The 14,615-nt window shown below is 65.8% G+C and carries 9 protein-coding genes and 1 pseudogene; 6 read left to right on the top strand and 4 right to left on the bottom strand.

Going from position 1 to position 14,615, the window contains the following annotated elements:
* Nucleotides 1-91 precede the first annotated feature (91 nt).
* Complete coding sequence (locus tag TSO5_RS25560; RefSeq protein ID WP_109154269.1) at nucleotides 92-1,177, bottom strand: TRAP transporter substrate-binding protein; 1,086 nt, start codon at nucleotides 1,175-1,177, stop codon at nucleotides 92-94.
* A gap of 507 nt (nucleotides 1,178-1,684) precedes the next feature.
* On the opposite strand from TSO5_RS25560, the gene TSO5_RS25555 reads away from it, so the two are divergent.
* From TSO5_RS25555 to TSO5_RS25535, 5 genes are all read left to right on the top strand, one after another.
* Nucleotides 1,685-4,360 (top strand): 2-oxoglutarate dehydrogenase E1 component, encoded by a 2,676-nt coding sequence (locus TSO5_RS25555; protein ID WP_109154268.1) that lies wholly within the window; start codon nucleotides 1,685-1,687, stop codon nucleotides 4,358-4,360.
* Between the two features lie 73 nt (nucleotides 4,361-4,433).
* Complete coding sequence (locus TSO5_RS25550; RefSeq protein WP_109154267.1) at nucleotides 4,434-6,137, top strand: acyl-CoA dehydrogenase family protein; 1,704 nt, start codon at nucleotides 4,434-4,436, stop codon at nucleotides 6,135-6,137.
* Between the two features lie 106 nt (nucleotides 6,138-6,243).
* On the top strand, nucleotides 6,244-7,203 hold the full coding sequence (locus TSO5_RS25545) for a LysR substrate-binding domain-containing protein (RefSeq protein WP_109154266.1): 960 nt from the start codon (nucleotides 6,244-6,246) through the stop codon (nucleotides 7,201-7,203).
* A 137-nt stretch (nucleotides 7,204-7,340) separates the two neighbouring features.
* Complete coding sequence (locus TSO5_RS25540) at nucleotides 7,341-8,093, top strand: glucose 1-dehydrogenase (protein WP_109154265.1); 753 nt, start codon at nucleotides 7,341-7,343, stop codon at nucleotides 8,091-8,093.
* A gap of 74 nt (nucleotides 8,094-8,167) precedes the next feature.
* Nucleotides 8,168-9,376: a CoA transferase gene (locus TSO5_RS25535; protein WP_109154264.1), complete on the top strand. Its 1,209-nt coding sequence runs from the start codon at nucleotides 8,168-8,170 to the stop codon at nucleotides 9,374-9,376.
* 68 nt (nucleotides 9,377-9,444) lie between these two features.
* Here TSO5_RS25535 and TSO5_RS25530 read toward each other — a convergent pair.
* The 3 genes and pseudogenes from TSO5_RS25530 to TSO5_RS25520 form a co-directional block, all read right to left on the bottom strand.
* A pseudogene (locus tag TSO5_RS25530) lies at nucleotides 9,445-10,652 on the bottom strand (IS256 family transposase).
* Between the two features lie 475 nt (nucleotides 10,653-11,127).
* Nucleotides 11,128-12,816: an arylsulfatase gene (locus TSO5_RS25525; protein ID WP_199231013.1), complete on the bottom strand. Its 1,689-nt coding sequence runs from the start codon at nucleotides 12,814-12,816 to the stop codon at nucleotides 11,128-11,130.
* A gap of 31 nt (nucleotides 12,817-12,847) precedes the next feature.
* Nucleotides 12,848-13,834, bottom strand: a complete 987-nt coding sequence (locus TSO5_RS25520; RefSeq protein ID WP_109154262.1) for a formylglycine-generating enzyme family protein — start codon at nucleotides 13,832-13,834, stop codon at nucleotides 12,848-12,850.
* A 389-nt stretch (nucleotides 13,835-14,223) separates the two neighbouring features.
* On the opposite strand from TSO5_RS25520, the gene TSO5_RS25515 reads away from it, so the two are divergent.
* Nucleotides 14,224-14,615: transposase (locus TSO5_RS25515; RefSeq protein ID WP_247870972.1), on the top strand; the 392-nt coding region annotated here is incomplete at its 3' end.

Below are 14,615 nucleotides of genomic sequence, written 5' to 3'. Positions count from 1 at the left end.
GCCGGTCGCGAAGGCCGCGACGGAGCCGGGACCGGATGCGGCGATGTCGGCATCCGGTCCTGGGTGGGATATCGCGAGGAGCGGCGGCGGATCAGCGCCGGGTCAGGCGGAGCGTCGCGCTGTCATAGGCGTAATCGGATGCCTGGAGCCACAGGTTGGAGTCGTTCTGGAAGCGGCGGTAGCTCTCGTAGAGCTTCTTGAAGGCCGGGTTCTTGTCCGCCAACTCGTCATAGAGGTCCATCGCCGCCTTGTGGCTGGCCTGCAGCACATCCTGCGGGAAGGCACGCAGCTTTGCGCCGTTGGCGACCACGCGCTTCAGCGCCGCCGGGTTCAGCACATCGTAGCGCGCCACGCTGTCGACGTTGGCCAGTGCCGCGCCGGCGGTCAGCGCCGCCTGATAATGCTTCGGCAGGCTGTTCCAGCGGTTGGTGTTGATGAAGAAGTGCTGGAGCGAGGTGCCGTCCCACCACCCCGGATAATAATAGTAGGGCGCGATCTTGTAGAGGCCGAGCTTCTCGTCGTCGTAGGGGCCGTTGAACTCGGCGGCATCGATGGTGCCGCGCTCCAGCGCCGGGTAGATGTCGCCGCCGCCGACCTGCTGCGCCACCACGCCAAGCTTGGCGAGGATCTGGCCGCCCAAGCCGGAAATGCGGAACTTCAGCCCCTTCAGGTCTTCGACGCTCTTGATCTCGCTGCGGAACCAACCGCCCATCTGGGCGCCGGTGTTGCCGCCGGCCAGCGCTTTCAGGTTGTAGCCGGCATAGAACTCCTCCAGCAGCTTGCCGCCTTCGCCGTGATAGAACCAGGCGTTCTGCTGGCGGGTGTTCAGGCCGAAGGGCAGGCAGCAGCCGAAGGCGAAGGCCGGGTCCTTGCCGACATAATAGTAGGACGCGGTGTGGCACATCTCCACCGTGTCGTTGCTGGCGGCGTCCAGCGCCTGCAGTGCCGGGACCACCTCGCCGGCGGCGAAGACCTGGATCTGGAACTTGCCGTCGGTGGCCTCGGCGACGTTCTTTGCCATCACCTCGGCGCTGCCATAGAGCACGTCGATGTTTTTCGGGAAGCTGGACACGCAGCGCCAGCGGATCGTCGGCTCCGATTGGGCGATCGCCGGGGCCGCAAGCGTGGATGCACCGGCGGCGACGGCGGCACCCTTGAAGAATTGACGGCGCTTCATGCTGTTTTTCCTCCCGAAGTTCTTGTTGTGTGGCGACGCGATGCGGGGTGGACGCGCGGATCCGTTGTTGTCGTCAAGGTACAGAGCCATATGAATCCGGGTGGACAGGCATCCTGCTTTCCAACATCTGGCGGTGGGCGCGGCCTCTCCTTGGCACGAGGTTGATGGGTGTTGGCTTGTGTTCCGCTTATCGCTGAGGATTTTCCGGGAACGGCCAGGGACGACGTGGTGATCCTGACAGTGGAGCAAGCGCTAGCACAGCGGAATGTGTTTCGTGGGCATACCAGCCATAAGCCGGGCAAGCCTTCAGGCATGCCAACTGTTTTGCTCAAACCCAGTGAGGCACGGTGAAACGGGTGCGCCAACGAACGGTTTGCTATGCCCGCAATGAATATCTGTTACAGGCACGCCGTGCGCTCCGCGACGGGCGGCCGGTCGATAGTCTGTGGCGGACTGTTCCCAACCGCCTCAAACGACGGATGTTCAACCGCATGAACGGTGTGCGCCATGTCTAGGCCGTCCTCTCCGCTCAACGCCGCCGGGGCTGCCTATCTCGAAGCGTTGCAGGAACGCTTCCGCGACGATCCTGCGTCGGTGGATGTGAGCTGGCGCGCCGTCTTCCAGATTCTGGACGAACTCGGCGCCGCCACCCCGGCGTCCGGTGCGCCGCTGTCCGATCCGCTGGTAGCGCTGCACGAGGAAATCCGCCAGCGCGGTCATGCTGCCGCCGACCTCGATCCGTTGGGCCGTACCGCTCGGCCCGCTGGGCAGGCGTCCGAGGATGCGGAGACCGCAAGGCTGCGTCGGCTTTACCAAGGGACGCTGACGCTTGAGACCGCCCATATCGACGATTCGGCGCTGCGGTCCTGGCTGCGCGACGCCTACGAGAGTGCGGACGTCGTCCCGCCGGCCGAGGCGCGCCGCCGGGCGCTGTCGCTGCTGAGCGCGGCGGAGGAATTCGAGAAGCTACTCGGCACCCGTTATCCCACGAAGAAGCGCTTCGGCGCGGAGGGGATGGAGACGCTGATCCCGCTGCTGGACCGTATCCTCGCGGCGGCGGCGGCGGCGGGCGTCACCGCGGTCCAGGTCGGGACCATGCACCGCGGCCGGCTCAGCCTGATGGCCAATGTGCTGGGCAAGCCCCTGGTCGAGCTGTTCGCGGGCATCAAGGGCATGCACCCGTTCCTGGCCGATCCGCCGGTTCCCGCCGATGTCCCCTATCACATGGGGGTGGAAAGCAGCCTGTCCTTTGACGACCGGACGCTTGCGCTGACCCTGTCGCCCAACCCGTCGCATCTGGAGGCGATCAATCCCGTCACCCTGGGCCGGGCGCGGGCACGCCAGGATCTGGTCCGCGAGCAGGGGGGCGAGGCGCACCGGGTTCTGTGCGTGCTGTTGCACACCGACGCCAGCGTGATCGGGCAGGGCAGCGTGACCGAGGCGCTGCAGCTGTCCGGCGTCGCCGGCTTCACCGTCGCCGGCACCATCCACATCGTCGTCAACAACCAGATCGGCTTCACCACCGAACGTGACGAGGCGCGGACCTCGCTCCACTGCACTGGGCTGTGGAAGGCGGTGGACAGCCCCATCCTGCACGTCAACGCCGACGATCCCGACGCGGCGCTGCGGGCTGCCGATCTTGCAGTCGCCTTCCGGCAGGCGCATGGGCGTGACGCGGTGATCGACCTCGTCGGCTACCGCCGCAACGGTCACAACGAGATCGACGAGCCGCGCTTCACCCAGCCGCTGGACTACACTGCGATCGACACACACCCGCCGGCGCGCGCGCTCTATGCCAAGCGGCTGGTCGCGGAAGGCGTCGTCGGCGACGGCGCCGTGGAGGGTCTGGCCGCCGGGCACAAGGCCCACTTCCAGGAGGCGCTTGCCGCCGCCGCCGACCACCGGCCGAATCATGACGGGTTCCCCGGCGGCCGCTGGGCGCCTTTCGCTCCGAACGGTTCGGCGTCCATCGAACCGGACACCGGTATCGCCGCCGAGCGGCTGCGAAGCCTGCTTGCGGCACTGGCCGCCATTCCGGACGGATTGGCGGTCGACCGCAAGGTGGAGCGCGTCATCCGCCGCCGCGCCGAGGAGCCGCTAGACTGGGCAACCGGCGAGGCGCTGGCCTTCGCCACGCTGCTGACGGATGGAACGCCGGTGCGGCTGACCGGCCAGGACGTCGTGCGCGGCGCCTTTTCCCACCGGCATTTCGCGCTGACCGATGCCGTCACCGGGCGTCGCCATGTCAGCCTGAACCATCTGGGCGTCCCCCAGGCCCGCTTCGACGTGGTCAACAGCCCGCTGTCGGAATATGCCGTGCTTGGCTTCGAATACGGCTACAGCCTGGAACGGCCCGACGCGCTGGTGATCTGGGAGGCACAGTTCGGCGATTTCGCCAACGGCGCCCAGATCCTGATCGACCAGTTCATCGTCAGCGCCGAGGACAAATGGCGCCAGCCCTCCGGTCTCGTCATCCTACTGCCGCATGGCTTGGAAGGGCAGGGGCCGGAGCATTCCTCCGCCCGGCCGGAACGCTTCCTCCAGATGGCGGCGCGCGACAACATCCGCATCGCCCATCCGTCCACTCCGGCGAACTACTTCCACCTGCTGCGGCGGCAGATGTTGCGGCGCGACCGCAAGCCGCTGGTGGTGCTGAGCCCGAAGACCCTGCTGCGCCTGCCGGCCGCGGTGTCGGCGCTGGCCGATCTCGCGCCCGGGACCGGGTTCCAGCCGATCGTCGTCACTGCCGGGGAACAGGTTCGCCGCATCCTGCTGTGCAGCGGCAAGCTGGCATACGAGCTGGAGCGTGAACGGGCCGCCCTGGGAACCGACGATGTCGCGGTGGTGCGGCTGGAGATGCTGTATCCTCTGCCCGAAGCCGAACTGTCGGCGCTGTTCCGCCGCTGGCCGGACGCATCCTGCCTGTGGGCGCAGGAGGAGCCGGTCAATCTGGGCGCCTGGACCTACCTCGACCGCCGGCTGGAGGCCTTGCGGGAAGCGGCCGGCTGCGCCGAGCCGCGCGTCGCCTGCGTGGCCCGCGCCGAGGCGGCCTCTCCCGCCGGCAGCTTCCACGGCGACCATGACGCCGATCAGCGCCGGTTGGTCGAACAGGCGTTCGCTGGAATTGTCGCTGCTGCAAACGCCGCCTCTCCGCCGTCCCGCGGGAAAGCAGCGGCGGAGTGACGACCCGGCCGTCTCCAGAGATGGCCGGACCGGATAGCAAACATCGTACAACGAACACCGGGGAAACGCGCCGATGTCTTCCACCTTGAGCACCGACAGCCCGTCCGAAGCCCGTCCGCTTCTGCTTCCCGACCTGTTGCAGGCCACGGCTTCGGCGCTCGACGCGGTGGCGCGGCTGGCCGAGGCGGCGGAGCGCGGCGTCGCGGCGCTGGTGGCGCCGGAGGGCCGCGTGGACGCAGTCCTGCTTGATCGCCATCAGGTGGCGGCGCATGGTTTCGCCTGGGTCGCCACCTATGCCGAGGCGCTGCGCCAGATGCGGGGCTGGGCGGAGCGGCTGGACCGCGCCGGCCGGCTGGGCGAACTGGAAGCGTCCATGCTCCAGGCGGCGTTCGGCGAGTATCTGGCCCAACTCGATGGCGGCTTGGCGATGAGCCAGGGCGAGATCGTCCGGCCGGCCGACTTCTCCCTGGGCGAGGAGGAGCGGGACGCCTTCCGCACAGACGCGGTGCGCCGGCTGATGGCCGCCGGCAACGCGTCCGGCCTGCGGCTGCGCATCGCCGAGCTGCTGGCCGATGCGCTGCATGGCGGCGGCTTCGGCGAGGCGGCGCTGGAGGACGAGGCGCTGGACATGGTGCGCGACCAGTTCCGTCGCTTCGTCGCCGACGCGGTGGAGCCGCATGCCCATGGCTGGCACCTCAAGGACGAGCTGATCCCGCTCGCGGTCGTCGAGCAGATGGCTGAAATGGGCGTGTTCGGCCTGACCGTGCCGGAGGAGGATGGCGGGCTGGGCATGGGCAAGCTCGCCATGTGTGTGGTGACGGAGGAGCTGTCGCGTGGCTATATCGGCGTCGGCTCGCTCGGCACCCGTGCGGAGATCGCTGCCGAACTGATCCGCATGGGCGGCACGGCCGAACAGCGGGAGCGCTGGCTGCCGCGCATCGCGTCGGGCGAGATCCTGCCAACCGCCGTATTCACCGAACCCAACACCGGCTCCGACCTGGGCAGCCTGCGCACCCGTGCGGTGCTGGACGGCGACACCTATCGCGTCACCGGGGCGAAGACCTGGATCACCCACGGCAGCCGGTCGGATCTGATGACGCTGCTGGTGCGCACCGACCCAGACGCTCCCGGCTACCGCGGCCTGTCGATGCTGCTGGCCGAAAAGCCGCGCGGCACCGAGGCAGACCCGTTCCCGGCCGAGGGAATGAGTGGCGGCGAAATCCCGGTGCTGGGATATCGCGGCATGAAGGAATACGAGATCGGCTTCGACGGTTTCGCCGTTCCGCGCGAAAACCTGCTGGGCGACGTCGAGGGCCAGGGGTTCAAGCAGCTGATGGCGACCTTTGAATCCGCCCGCGTGCAGACCGCCGCCCGTGCCGTCGGCGTGGCGCAGAACGCAATGGAACTCGGCCTGCGCTATGCGCAGGAGCGCGTCCAGTTCGGCCGTCCGCTCGCCGCCTTCCCACGCGTCGCCGGCAAGCTGGCCTGGATGGCGGTGGAAACGATGATCGCCCGCCAGTTGACCTATTTCGCCGCGCGCGAGAAGGACGGCGACCGCCGCTGCGACATCGAGGCGGGCATGGCGAAGCTGTTGGCCGCCCGCGTCGCCTGGTCGAACGCCGACAATTCGGTTCAGATCCATGGCGGCAATGGCTATGCCATCGAATATCCGGTCAGCCGGGTGCTGTGCGATGCGCGCATCCTGAACATCTTCGAAGGTGCGGCGGAAATCCAGGCCCAGGTCGTCGCCCGCGGCCTGCTGTCGCGCCGCAACTGAGAACCGCCGGCCGGCCGAGCGGAACTGACCTGTGGCGACTACGCTTGTGCCATACCAGCGTATTCGCTATCCGACGGGGAGGACCGAAAAGACAAGGCTGCCCGCGATGGAACTTCTGGAACTGCGCTATTTCGTTCAGGTGGCCGACCTTGGCAGCTTTTCCAAGGCATCGGTCAAGCTGGGTATCACCCAGCCGGCGCTGAGCCGGCAGGTCCAGAAGCTGGAACACGAGCTGCGCACCAGCCTGTTCTATCGCCATGGTCGCGGCGTTTCGTTGACCCAGCAGGGGCGCAAGCTCTACGACGTGGTGCGCCACCTGCTGGGAGCGCTCAGCGAGATCAAGGAGGAAATCCAGGACCAGTCGGAACGGCTGACCGGATCGGTCACGCTTGGGCTTCCGCCGTCGATCTGCGCCACGCTGGGCGCCCCGCTCGCCCGCCGCTTCCACCAGAATTATCCCGACGCCACGTTGCGCATCCACGAGGTGTTCAGCGGCACGTTGCTGGAGTGGGTGGAGGGCGGGCGGCTCGATCTCGCCGTTCTCTACGACGCCCGGCGCGGACGCAGCATGCTGTCGTCGCCCCTGCTGGTGGAAAACCTGCTTCTGGTCCAGTCCGCGAAGGAGGCGGAGGCCGGCGACGACGGGCCAGTCGGGGTGGAGATGTTGGGCGATCTGCACTTCGTGCTGCCCGGTCTGGAAAACGGGCTGCGTCGCGTGGTGGACGCGGCGGTTCGTCGTGCCGATATCAATCTGCTGGTCGATATGGAGATCGATTCCGTCACCGCCATCAAGCAGCTGGTGGAGGAGGGAATGGGATCGACCATTCTCCCCTTCGGCGCCGTCCACCGGGAGGTGCACCAGGGCCGGCTGGTCGCTCGCGAGATCACGTCGAAGGACATGCATGCCATGCTGGTCACCGCGACACCGCTGCATCAGCCGGTGTCGAAGGCGACGCGCGCCCTGCTGCGGCTGATCCATGCCGAAGTCGTCAAATGCGTCGCCAATGGCGTGCTGAAGGGCAAGGTCGTCGCTCCCGGCAGCGCGGGGGAGAACAGTGCGCCCTGACGGCGCCCGGCTCCGCACCTTCCACCTTGATATGCTTTGGGCGCTGATAGCAGTTATGACGGATGGTCCATAGCACGGCCCGTCCGGCCCGGATAGCCTCCCCCAATCATCACATAATCCCTTGGGAGGAACCGAGAATGACGAAGCGCCTGGACGGCAAGGTCGCCCTGATTACCGGGGCGGCGCAGGGCCTGGGCCTTGCGATGGCCGAGACCTTCATGCGCGAGGGTGCCCGCGTGGCGGTCGCCGACATCAACGGCGACGCCGCACGCGCGGTGGCGGAGCGGCTGGGCGAGTCCGCCATCGGCATCGCCGCCAACGTGACCAAGGCCGCCGATGTCGAGATGACCATCGCCGCGACGGTCGAAAAGTTCGGGCGCCTCGACATCCTGGTGAACAATGCTGGCTCCACCCACGCCAAGGGTCCGTTCGAGGATGTAACCGAGGAGGAGTTCGACCGCGTCTTCGCCCTGAACGTCAAGTCGATCTACCTCTATTCCAAGGCGGTGGTGGCGACCATGCGGGCGCAGAAGTCCGGCGTCATCCTGAACCTCGGCTCCACCGCCGGGCTGCGCCCGCGTCCGGGGCTGGTGTGGTACAACGCGACGAAGGGCGCGGTGCACAACATCACCCAGTCGCTGGCGCTGGAGCTGGCACCCGACAACATCCGGGTCTGCGCGCTGGCTCCGGTCGCCACCGAAACGCCGCTGCTCGCCACCTTCATGGGCGGCGATACCCCGGAGAAGCGGGCGGCCATGATGGGCATCGTCCCGCTCGGCCGCCTGGGCCGACCGTCCGACGTCGCCAATGCCGCGCTGTATCTCGCCTCCGACGAGGCGTCCTTCATCACCGGCGTGGTGCTGGAGGTCGACGGCGGGCGGTGCGTGTAAGGCCGGGGCGCTTCTGCGCCCCTTCCCAGCGCTAATCCCTTCAATCTCATTCCTGCGAAGCGGATCCCCTTGCCATGTCCTCGCTACTTTCCGATCTGCGCATCGTCGAGGTTTCGGCCTTCGTCGCAGCTCCACTGGGCGGCATGACGCTGGCCCAATTGGGCGCGGAGGTGATCCGCATTGATCCCATCGGCGGCAACATCGACTACCGGCGCTGGCCGCTGGCACCCAACGGCACCAGCCTCTATTGGACGGCTCTCAACAAGGCGAAGCGGTCGGTCGCCCTGGCGCTCGACAAGCCGGAGGGGCGGGAGATCGCCCAGGCCATCATCACCGCGTCGGGCGAGGATGCCGGCTTTCTGCTGACCAACCTGCCGGCCAGCGGCTGGATGGGGTACGAGGCGCTTTCCGCCAAGCGCGAGGACCTGATCATGCTGCGGCTGACCGGCAATCCCGACGGATCGGCGGCGGTCGATTACACCGTCAACTGCGCTGGCGGATTCCCGATGGCGACCGGCCGGGGAGGGGAGCCGGTAAACCATGTGCTGCCGGCCTGGGACGTGGCGGCCGGCCTCTATCTCGCCACCGGGCTGCTTGCGGCCGAACGGCATCGCCGCCGCACGGGCCGGGGGCAGGAGGTGACGGTGGCGCTGGCCGACGTGATGCTGGCGACCGTCGGCAATCTCGGCTACCTCGCCGACGTGCGGGTGAACGGCGCCGTGCGTCCGCCGATGGGCAATGACCTGTATGGCGCCTATGGCCGGGATTTCGCTACCGCCGATGGACGGCGGGCGATGGTCGTCGCCATTTCCAATCGCCAATGGAAAGCGCTCGGCAAGGCGACCGGGCTTGGAGACAGGCTGGCGATGATCGGCCCACTGATGGGCGTGGACATGGATGATGAGGGCGGGCGCTTTCTGGCTCGGGATGCAATCTCCGCCGTGCTCGCCCCTTGGTTCGCCGCGCGCACCTTGGCGGAGGTGGAAGGTGCGTTCACCGGTACGGGGGTGCTGTGGGGCCCATATCGTGATTTCGGCCAACTCGTTGCGGAAGACGCACGTTGCTCCATCGCTAACCCGTTGTTCCGCGAAATCGACCAACCCGGCGTCGGGTCGCTGCTGGTTCCGGGATCGCCGCTCGGTTTTCCCGGTCTGGGCGAGCGCACCGATCATCGTCCGGCGCCCCGGCTGGGGCAGGATACCGAAGCGGTGCTTGCCGATCTGCTGGGTTTGCCTTCCGCGGAGATCGGTAGACTTCATGATGCCGGTATCACCATGGCATGAGGAGAGAGTGGGATGTTGCACGTCCGTCAAGGTGGTGGAAATTGGAAGGTGGTCAGGAGCGTCGTCGGTCAGGCTGCCTTTGTTGAGGGGAGCGGTGTGATAGCGGGCTCATCGGCAGCGGCGATCCCGGCCATGGTTTCGAGCGTCAGGTAACGATGCTGGAGCTGCCAGTCATCATTTTGCTCCAGCAAGATCGCGCCGACGAGCCTTCGGACACTTTCCTCGTTCGGGAATATACCAACAACATCAGTGCGGCGTTTGACCTCCTTGTTGAGACGTTCAAGAGGATTGGTCGAGTGTAGTTTGGTGCGGTGCGCCTCGGGATAGTCCATGTAGGCGAGCACGTCATGCTCGGCGTCGTCGAGCAGTGCTGCCACCTTGGGAAAGCGCACCCGCAGCTGATCGGCGACATGGCGCCAGACCTCACCGGCGGTCTTGCGGTCGGGCTGCACGAAGACTTGGCGCACAGCGGCCGATACCACCGTCTGCTGCCCCTTGGGCACGTGGCAGAGCAGCGAGCGAAGGAAGTGAACACGGCAACGTTGCCAGGTGGCGCTCAGCACCTGGCTGATCGCCGCCTTCAGCCCCTCATGGGCATCGGAGATCACCAGCTTCACGCCTTTCAGCCCGCGCCGCACGAGGCCGCGCAGGAACTCAATCCAGAAGATCGCCGCCTCCGATTGCCCCAGCCCGAGGCCGAGGATCTCGCGCCGCCCGTCCTGATTGACGCCGGTGGCGATTATCGCGGCGATCGACACGATGCGGCCGCCCTGGCGGACCTTCAGGTAGGTGGCATCCAGCCAGAGGTACGGCCAGTCCCCCTCCAGCGGACGCTCCAGGAAGGACTGCACACGCTCATCAATTTCCTGGCACAGCGCTGAGACCTGGGACTTGGAGATGCCGGTCATGCCGAGCGCCTGGACGAGGTCGTCGACCTTGCGGGTCGAGACGCCCTGAATCCACGCTTCCTGGATGACGGCGGTGAGCGCCTTCTCGGCCGTCTTGCGCGGCTCCAGGAAAGCCGGGAAGTAGGAGCCCTGGCGTAGCTTGGGGATCTTCAGGTCCAGCGTGCCGAGCCGGGTGTCGAGCTGGCGCGGGCGCAGCCGTTGCGGTAGGTGGTGCGCGTGTCGGTGCGTTCATGGCGAGCGGCGCCGATCAGCGCCTCGACCTCGAAGTCCATCAGCCGATGCAACGTGTGCTCGGCGACAGAGCGCAGGAAGTCGCCGTCCGTGCTCTTCTGGATTTGCTCGATCAGTGCCATTCTGTCGTCGGTCATCGTCGTGTCCTTGGTCGGGGTCGCGTGTTGCAGCTTGACCTTATCGAAGATGCGCGATGACCACCTCCTGCCGCCGGACACACCGCCTGCGAGGCGGAGGATCAGGCTGGGGCCGGGCTACGCTGTGTGCAAGCTTCGCCCGGCCCCAGCCTGATCCTTCATGGGCGCTTTTTCCACCACGCCCATGGACGTTACCTTGCAACAGAGCCGCGGCGGGTGTTGTTGTACTTGTTCGGCATGCCGGGATGGACCAATCCAGGAGAACACGGAGAGGCCCCTTCTACATCATGACCCGGGACCGGCAAACCCGGGCCTCCATGCACCAACACCCATTGTGGTCGTTCGAGTAGTGGAACAGCGCTGCTGGTGGAGCTTGGCCGGCGAACGGCCGGTCATCGCGCACCCTCCCCGGTGTCCAACGGCGCTGAAATGGAGCGTCGGCCGGCGCAATTCGGCCGACGCTTGGTTACGGTCGTCAGTCGCCGTGCGCGGTCGTCAGTTGTTGCATAACCTGATCGACGCTGAAGCTCGAAGGCCTTTGCTGCGGTGGGAAGTCCTTAAACGTCTCGACGAACTGGGCAACGTACGCTTGAGCCGGAACGAGCAGGAACACCCGGCGGATCGTCCAGTCGTAGTAGGTATTCGACGTGATGTCTGCCCGCTCGTATGGATCCAGGCGCAGATTGAATAGCTTAGGCAGCCGGCGGCAGACGAATGGGGCGGCCCAGATCTCCAATGTGCCTTCGACCTTCTGCTCGCAGAATACGGCTTTCCAGTTCTCGTAGCGCAACGCGACGAGCTGGGCGTCATCGTTGATATAGAAGAATTCCTTGCGCTCGGATTTCTCCTGCTGGCCGGTCAGGAGCGGCAGCTGGTTGTAGCCGTCGAGGTGCACCTTGAACGTCTTGCCAGCGGCCTGATAGCCCTTGAGGAGCTTGTTCTTCACATCGGGATCGCCGGCCGCTGCCAGCAGCGTCGGGAACCAGTCGAGTGCCGAAAAGATTTCGTTGCTGACCTGCCCCGGCTCGATGCGCCCCGGCCAGCGGATCATTGCCGGGACGCGATAGGCGCCTTCCCAGTTGGTGTTCTTCTCGCTTCGGAAGGGCGTCATGCCGCCGTCCGGCCACGAGTTCATGTGTACACCGTTGTCGGTGCCGTAAATGACGATGGTGTTGTTGGCGATACCCAGATCGTCGAGAACCTTGAGCAGGTTCCCGACGTCACCGTCGTGTTCGAGCATGCCGTCGACGTATTCGCTGAGACCGCTGCGCCCGCGGTATTCCGGCCGTACATGCGTATAGAGATGCATGCGCGTGGCGTTCCACCAGCAAAAGAACGGCTTGCCGGCCTGCGCCTGTCGCTTGATGAAATCGATCGCCGCGTTGGAGGTTTCATCGTCGATCGTCTCCATCCGCTTTCTGGTCAGCGGGCCAGTGTCCTCTATGGTCTGCTTGCCGACCCTGCCAAAGCGCGGATCGATGGAGGGATCATCGCGGTCGGTGGCTTTGCACTTGAGCACGCCGCGTGGGCCGTATTTCGCCTTGAATGCGGGGTCCTTCGGATAGTCCTCCTGCTCGGGCTCTTCCTCGGCATTGAGGTGATAGAGGTTACCGAAAAATTCGTCGAAGCCATGCACCGTTGGAAGGAACTCGTTGCGGTCCCCGAGATGGTTCTTGCCGAACTGACCGGTGGCGTAGCCGAGCGGCTTGAGCCCTTCGGCGATGGTGATGTCCTCAGCTTGCAGTCCGAGAGTCGCGCCCGGCAAGCCGACCTTGGTCAGTCCTGTGCGCAAACCGGACTGACCGGTGATGAACGAGGCACGACCTGCCGTGCAGCTCTGCTCGGCGTAATAGTCAGTGAACATCATTCCTTCACGGGCGACGCGGTCGATGTTCGGCGTCTTGTATCCCATCACGCCGAAGGAATAGGCGCTGACGTTAGCGACGCCGACATCGTCGCCCCAGATCACAAGGATATTCGGACGTTGCCCGGCCGGCGCCGTGGGTTGCGGCTGCGTCTGTGCGGGCTGGGCCGATGTCTCCGGGCTCACCGCTGATACCGCGAGAAGCGCCGTGCCCGAAAGCAGGACGTTGCGCCGGCTTAGACTGTGACCGTCACCAGAGTTGTGGGCGGTCTTGTCCTCAGGATTCGCATCGCTACGCATCTCGTTCCTCCCTTTCATCCGGTTTCGGGATTCATGGCGTGGTCGTGAATCGGACGATGCAGCGGAAGCCGACATGGCTCATGGAGGTGTCGATCGGCTCGGGCTGGCGGGCGGCCGGGCGGTAGCGGCGGCAGTAGCTCGGGGCGCACAGATGCGAACCTCCCTTCACGACCTTGCGCGGAATCCGGATCTTCGGTTGGCTGGGGTCGTAGCTCTCATCCTCCCGCGCGCCGCGCGGGTTCTCGGGAATGCAGCAGGCCTTCTGCGCGTCGGCCGGATGCCTTGGTACATAGAAGTCTTTCGTCCATTCCCAGACATTCCCGATCATGTCGTACAGGCCATAGCCGTTGGGCGGGAACGCCCCGACCGGCGAGGTCCGCTCATAGCCGTCCTCGCGCGTGTTCTGGAACGGGAAGGCGCCCTGCCAAATGTTCGCCATGTGTCGGCCGCCGGGCGTCAGTTCGTCGCCCCAGGCGAACTCGGCGCCCTCAAGGCCGCCCCGGGCCGCATATTCCCACTCAGCCTCCGTCGGGAGGTTCTTGCCGGCCCAGCGGGCATAGGCCTCGGCATCGGGATAGGCGACGTGCACCACCGGGTGGTCGTCCAAGCCCTTGATAGTCGAGCCGCGGCCATAGGGCCGGCGCCAGTTCGCCCCGAACGTAAATCTCCACCATTGGCGCAGGTCATCCAGGGGGACCGGGTAATCGGTCGGATTGAAGACGAGGGATCCTGCCTTGAGCATGTGCGGGAGGGCGCCGGGATAATCCTTTGGGTGGGGCTTGATCTCGGCGACGGTGACATGTCCCGTAGCGGCGACGAAGGCTCGGAATTGACGGTTGGTCACCGGGGTCGGATCCATCCAGAAGCCATCGACGGTGACGCGATGGACCGGAGCCTCCTCCGGATAGTGCTTATCCGAGCCCATGTGGAACGTGCCGCCGGGGATCCAAACCATGCCGGGGTGCGGCGGGTGCTTGCCGGATGCTTTGGGGATCGGCCAGAGGTCGCCAACGGTCATAACAGCGTCCCTTTATCCGGGCAAGTTCGGCAGTTTCGCACGAACCAGAGGAACTTTCGTAATCGAAGAAGATAGTTTTCTGATTAATTTGGATAGGCGAGGTGCACTATCAGGACACGGGGGATGTATCCGATCAGAATTACTTTGATTAATGATGAGTAAATATGCTGTTGTGCTCTATAATCTGGTCCATCTCTGGGCGGAGATGCAGCGACCTGTGGAGACGTTCTCCATTGATCGCTTTCGTAATCTGCTGGGTGTGCCTCCAGGGCACCTCTCGCGTGGCCCGGGCTGTTGCACGGATGGGGCTGATGCCGTAGGCCATGGCTCCGCCTCCGTTCAGGTTACTGGCCGTGCCCTACAAAGCGAATGCTGCCTGCCGTCACCACATCACACGACCGAAGCGGCGCGTGACCAATTGGGCGGCTTATGACGAGGCCTTGCGTCAGCGCGGCAGCCTCACCGTCTGGGTGAGCGACGAGGCGGTTGCGCAGTGGAAGGCGGCGCCCCGTACCACACCGGGTGGTCAGCCCCACTACTCGGACTTGGCGATCACCGCAGCCTTGATGCTGAGGGCGGTGTTCCGTCTGGCGCTGCGCCAGACAGAGGGGCTGATCGGTTCTGTCTTGCACCTGCTCGGGCTTGATCTGCCGGTGCCGGATCATTCCACCATCGCGCGCCGCGCCCGGACGGTGACGCTACCCTCAGCACCGCGCTCGAGCGGCGCGCCCATCCACCTGCTGGTGGACAGCACCGGGCTGAAGCTGTGTGGGCCGGGCGA

The sequence above is a fragment of the Azospirillum sp. TSO5 genome (assembly GCF_003116065.1).
Classification (GTDB): domain Bacteria; phylum Pseudomonadota; class Alphaproteobacteria; order Azospirillales; family Azospirillaceae; genus Azospirillum.
The sequence above is the reverse complement of the archived record's forward strand: the minus strand, read 5'-3'. Positions and strand labels throughout refer to the sequence as shown.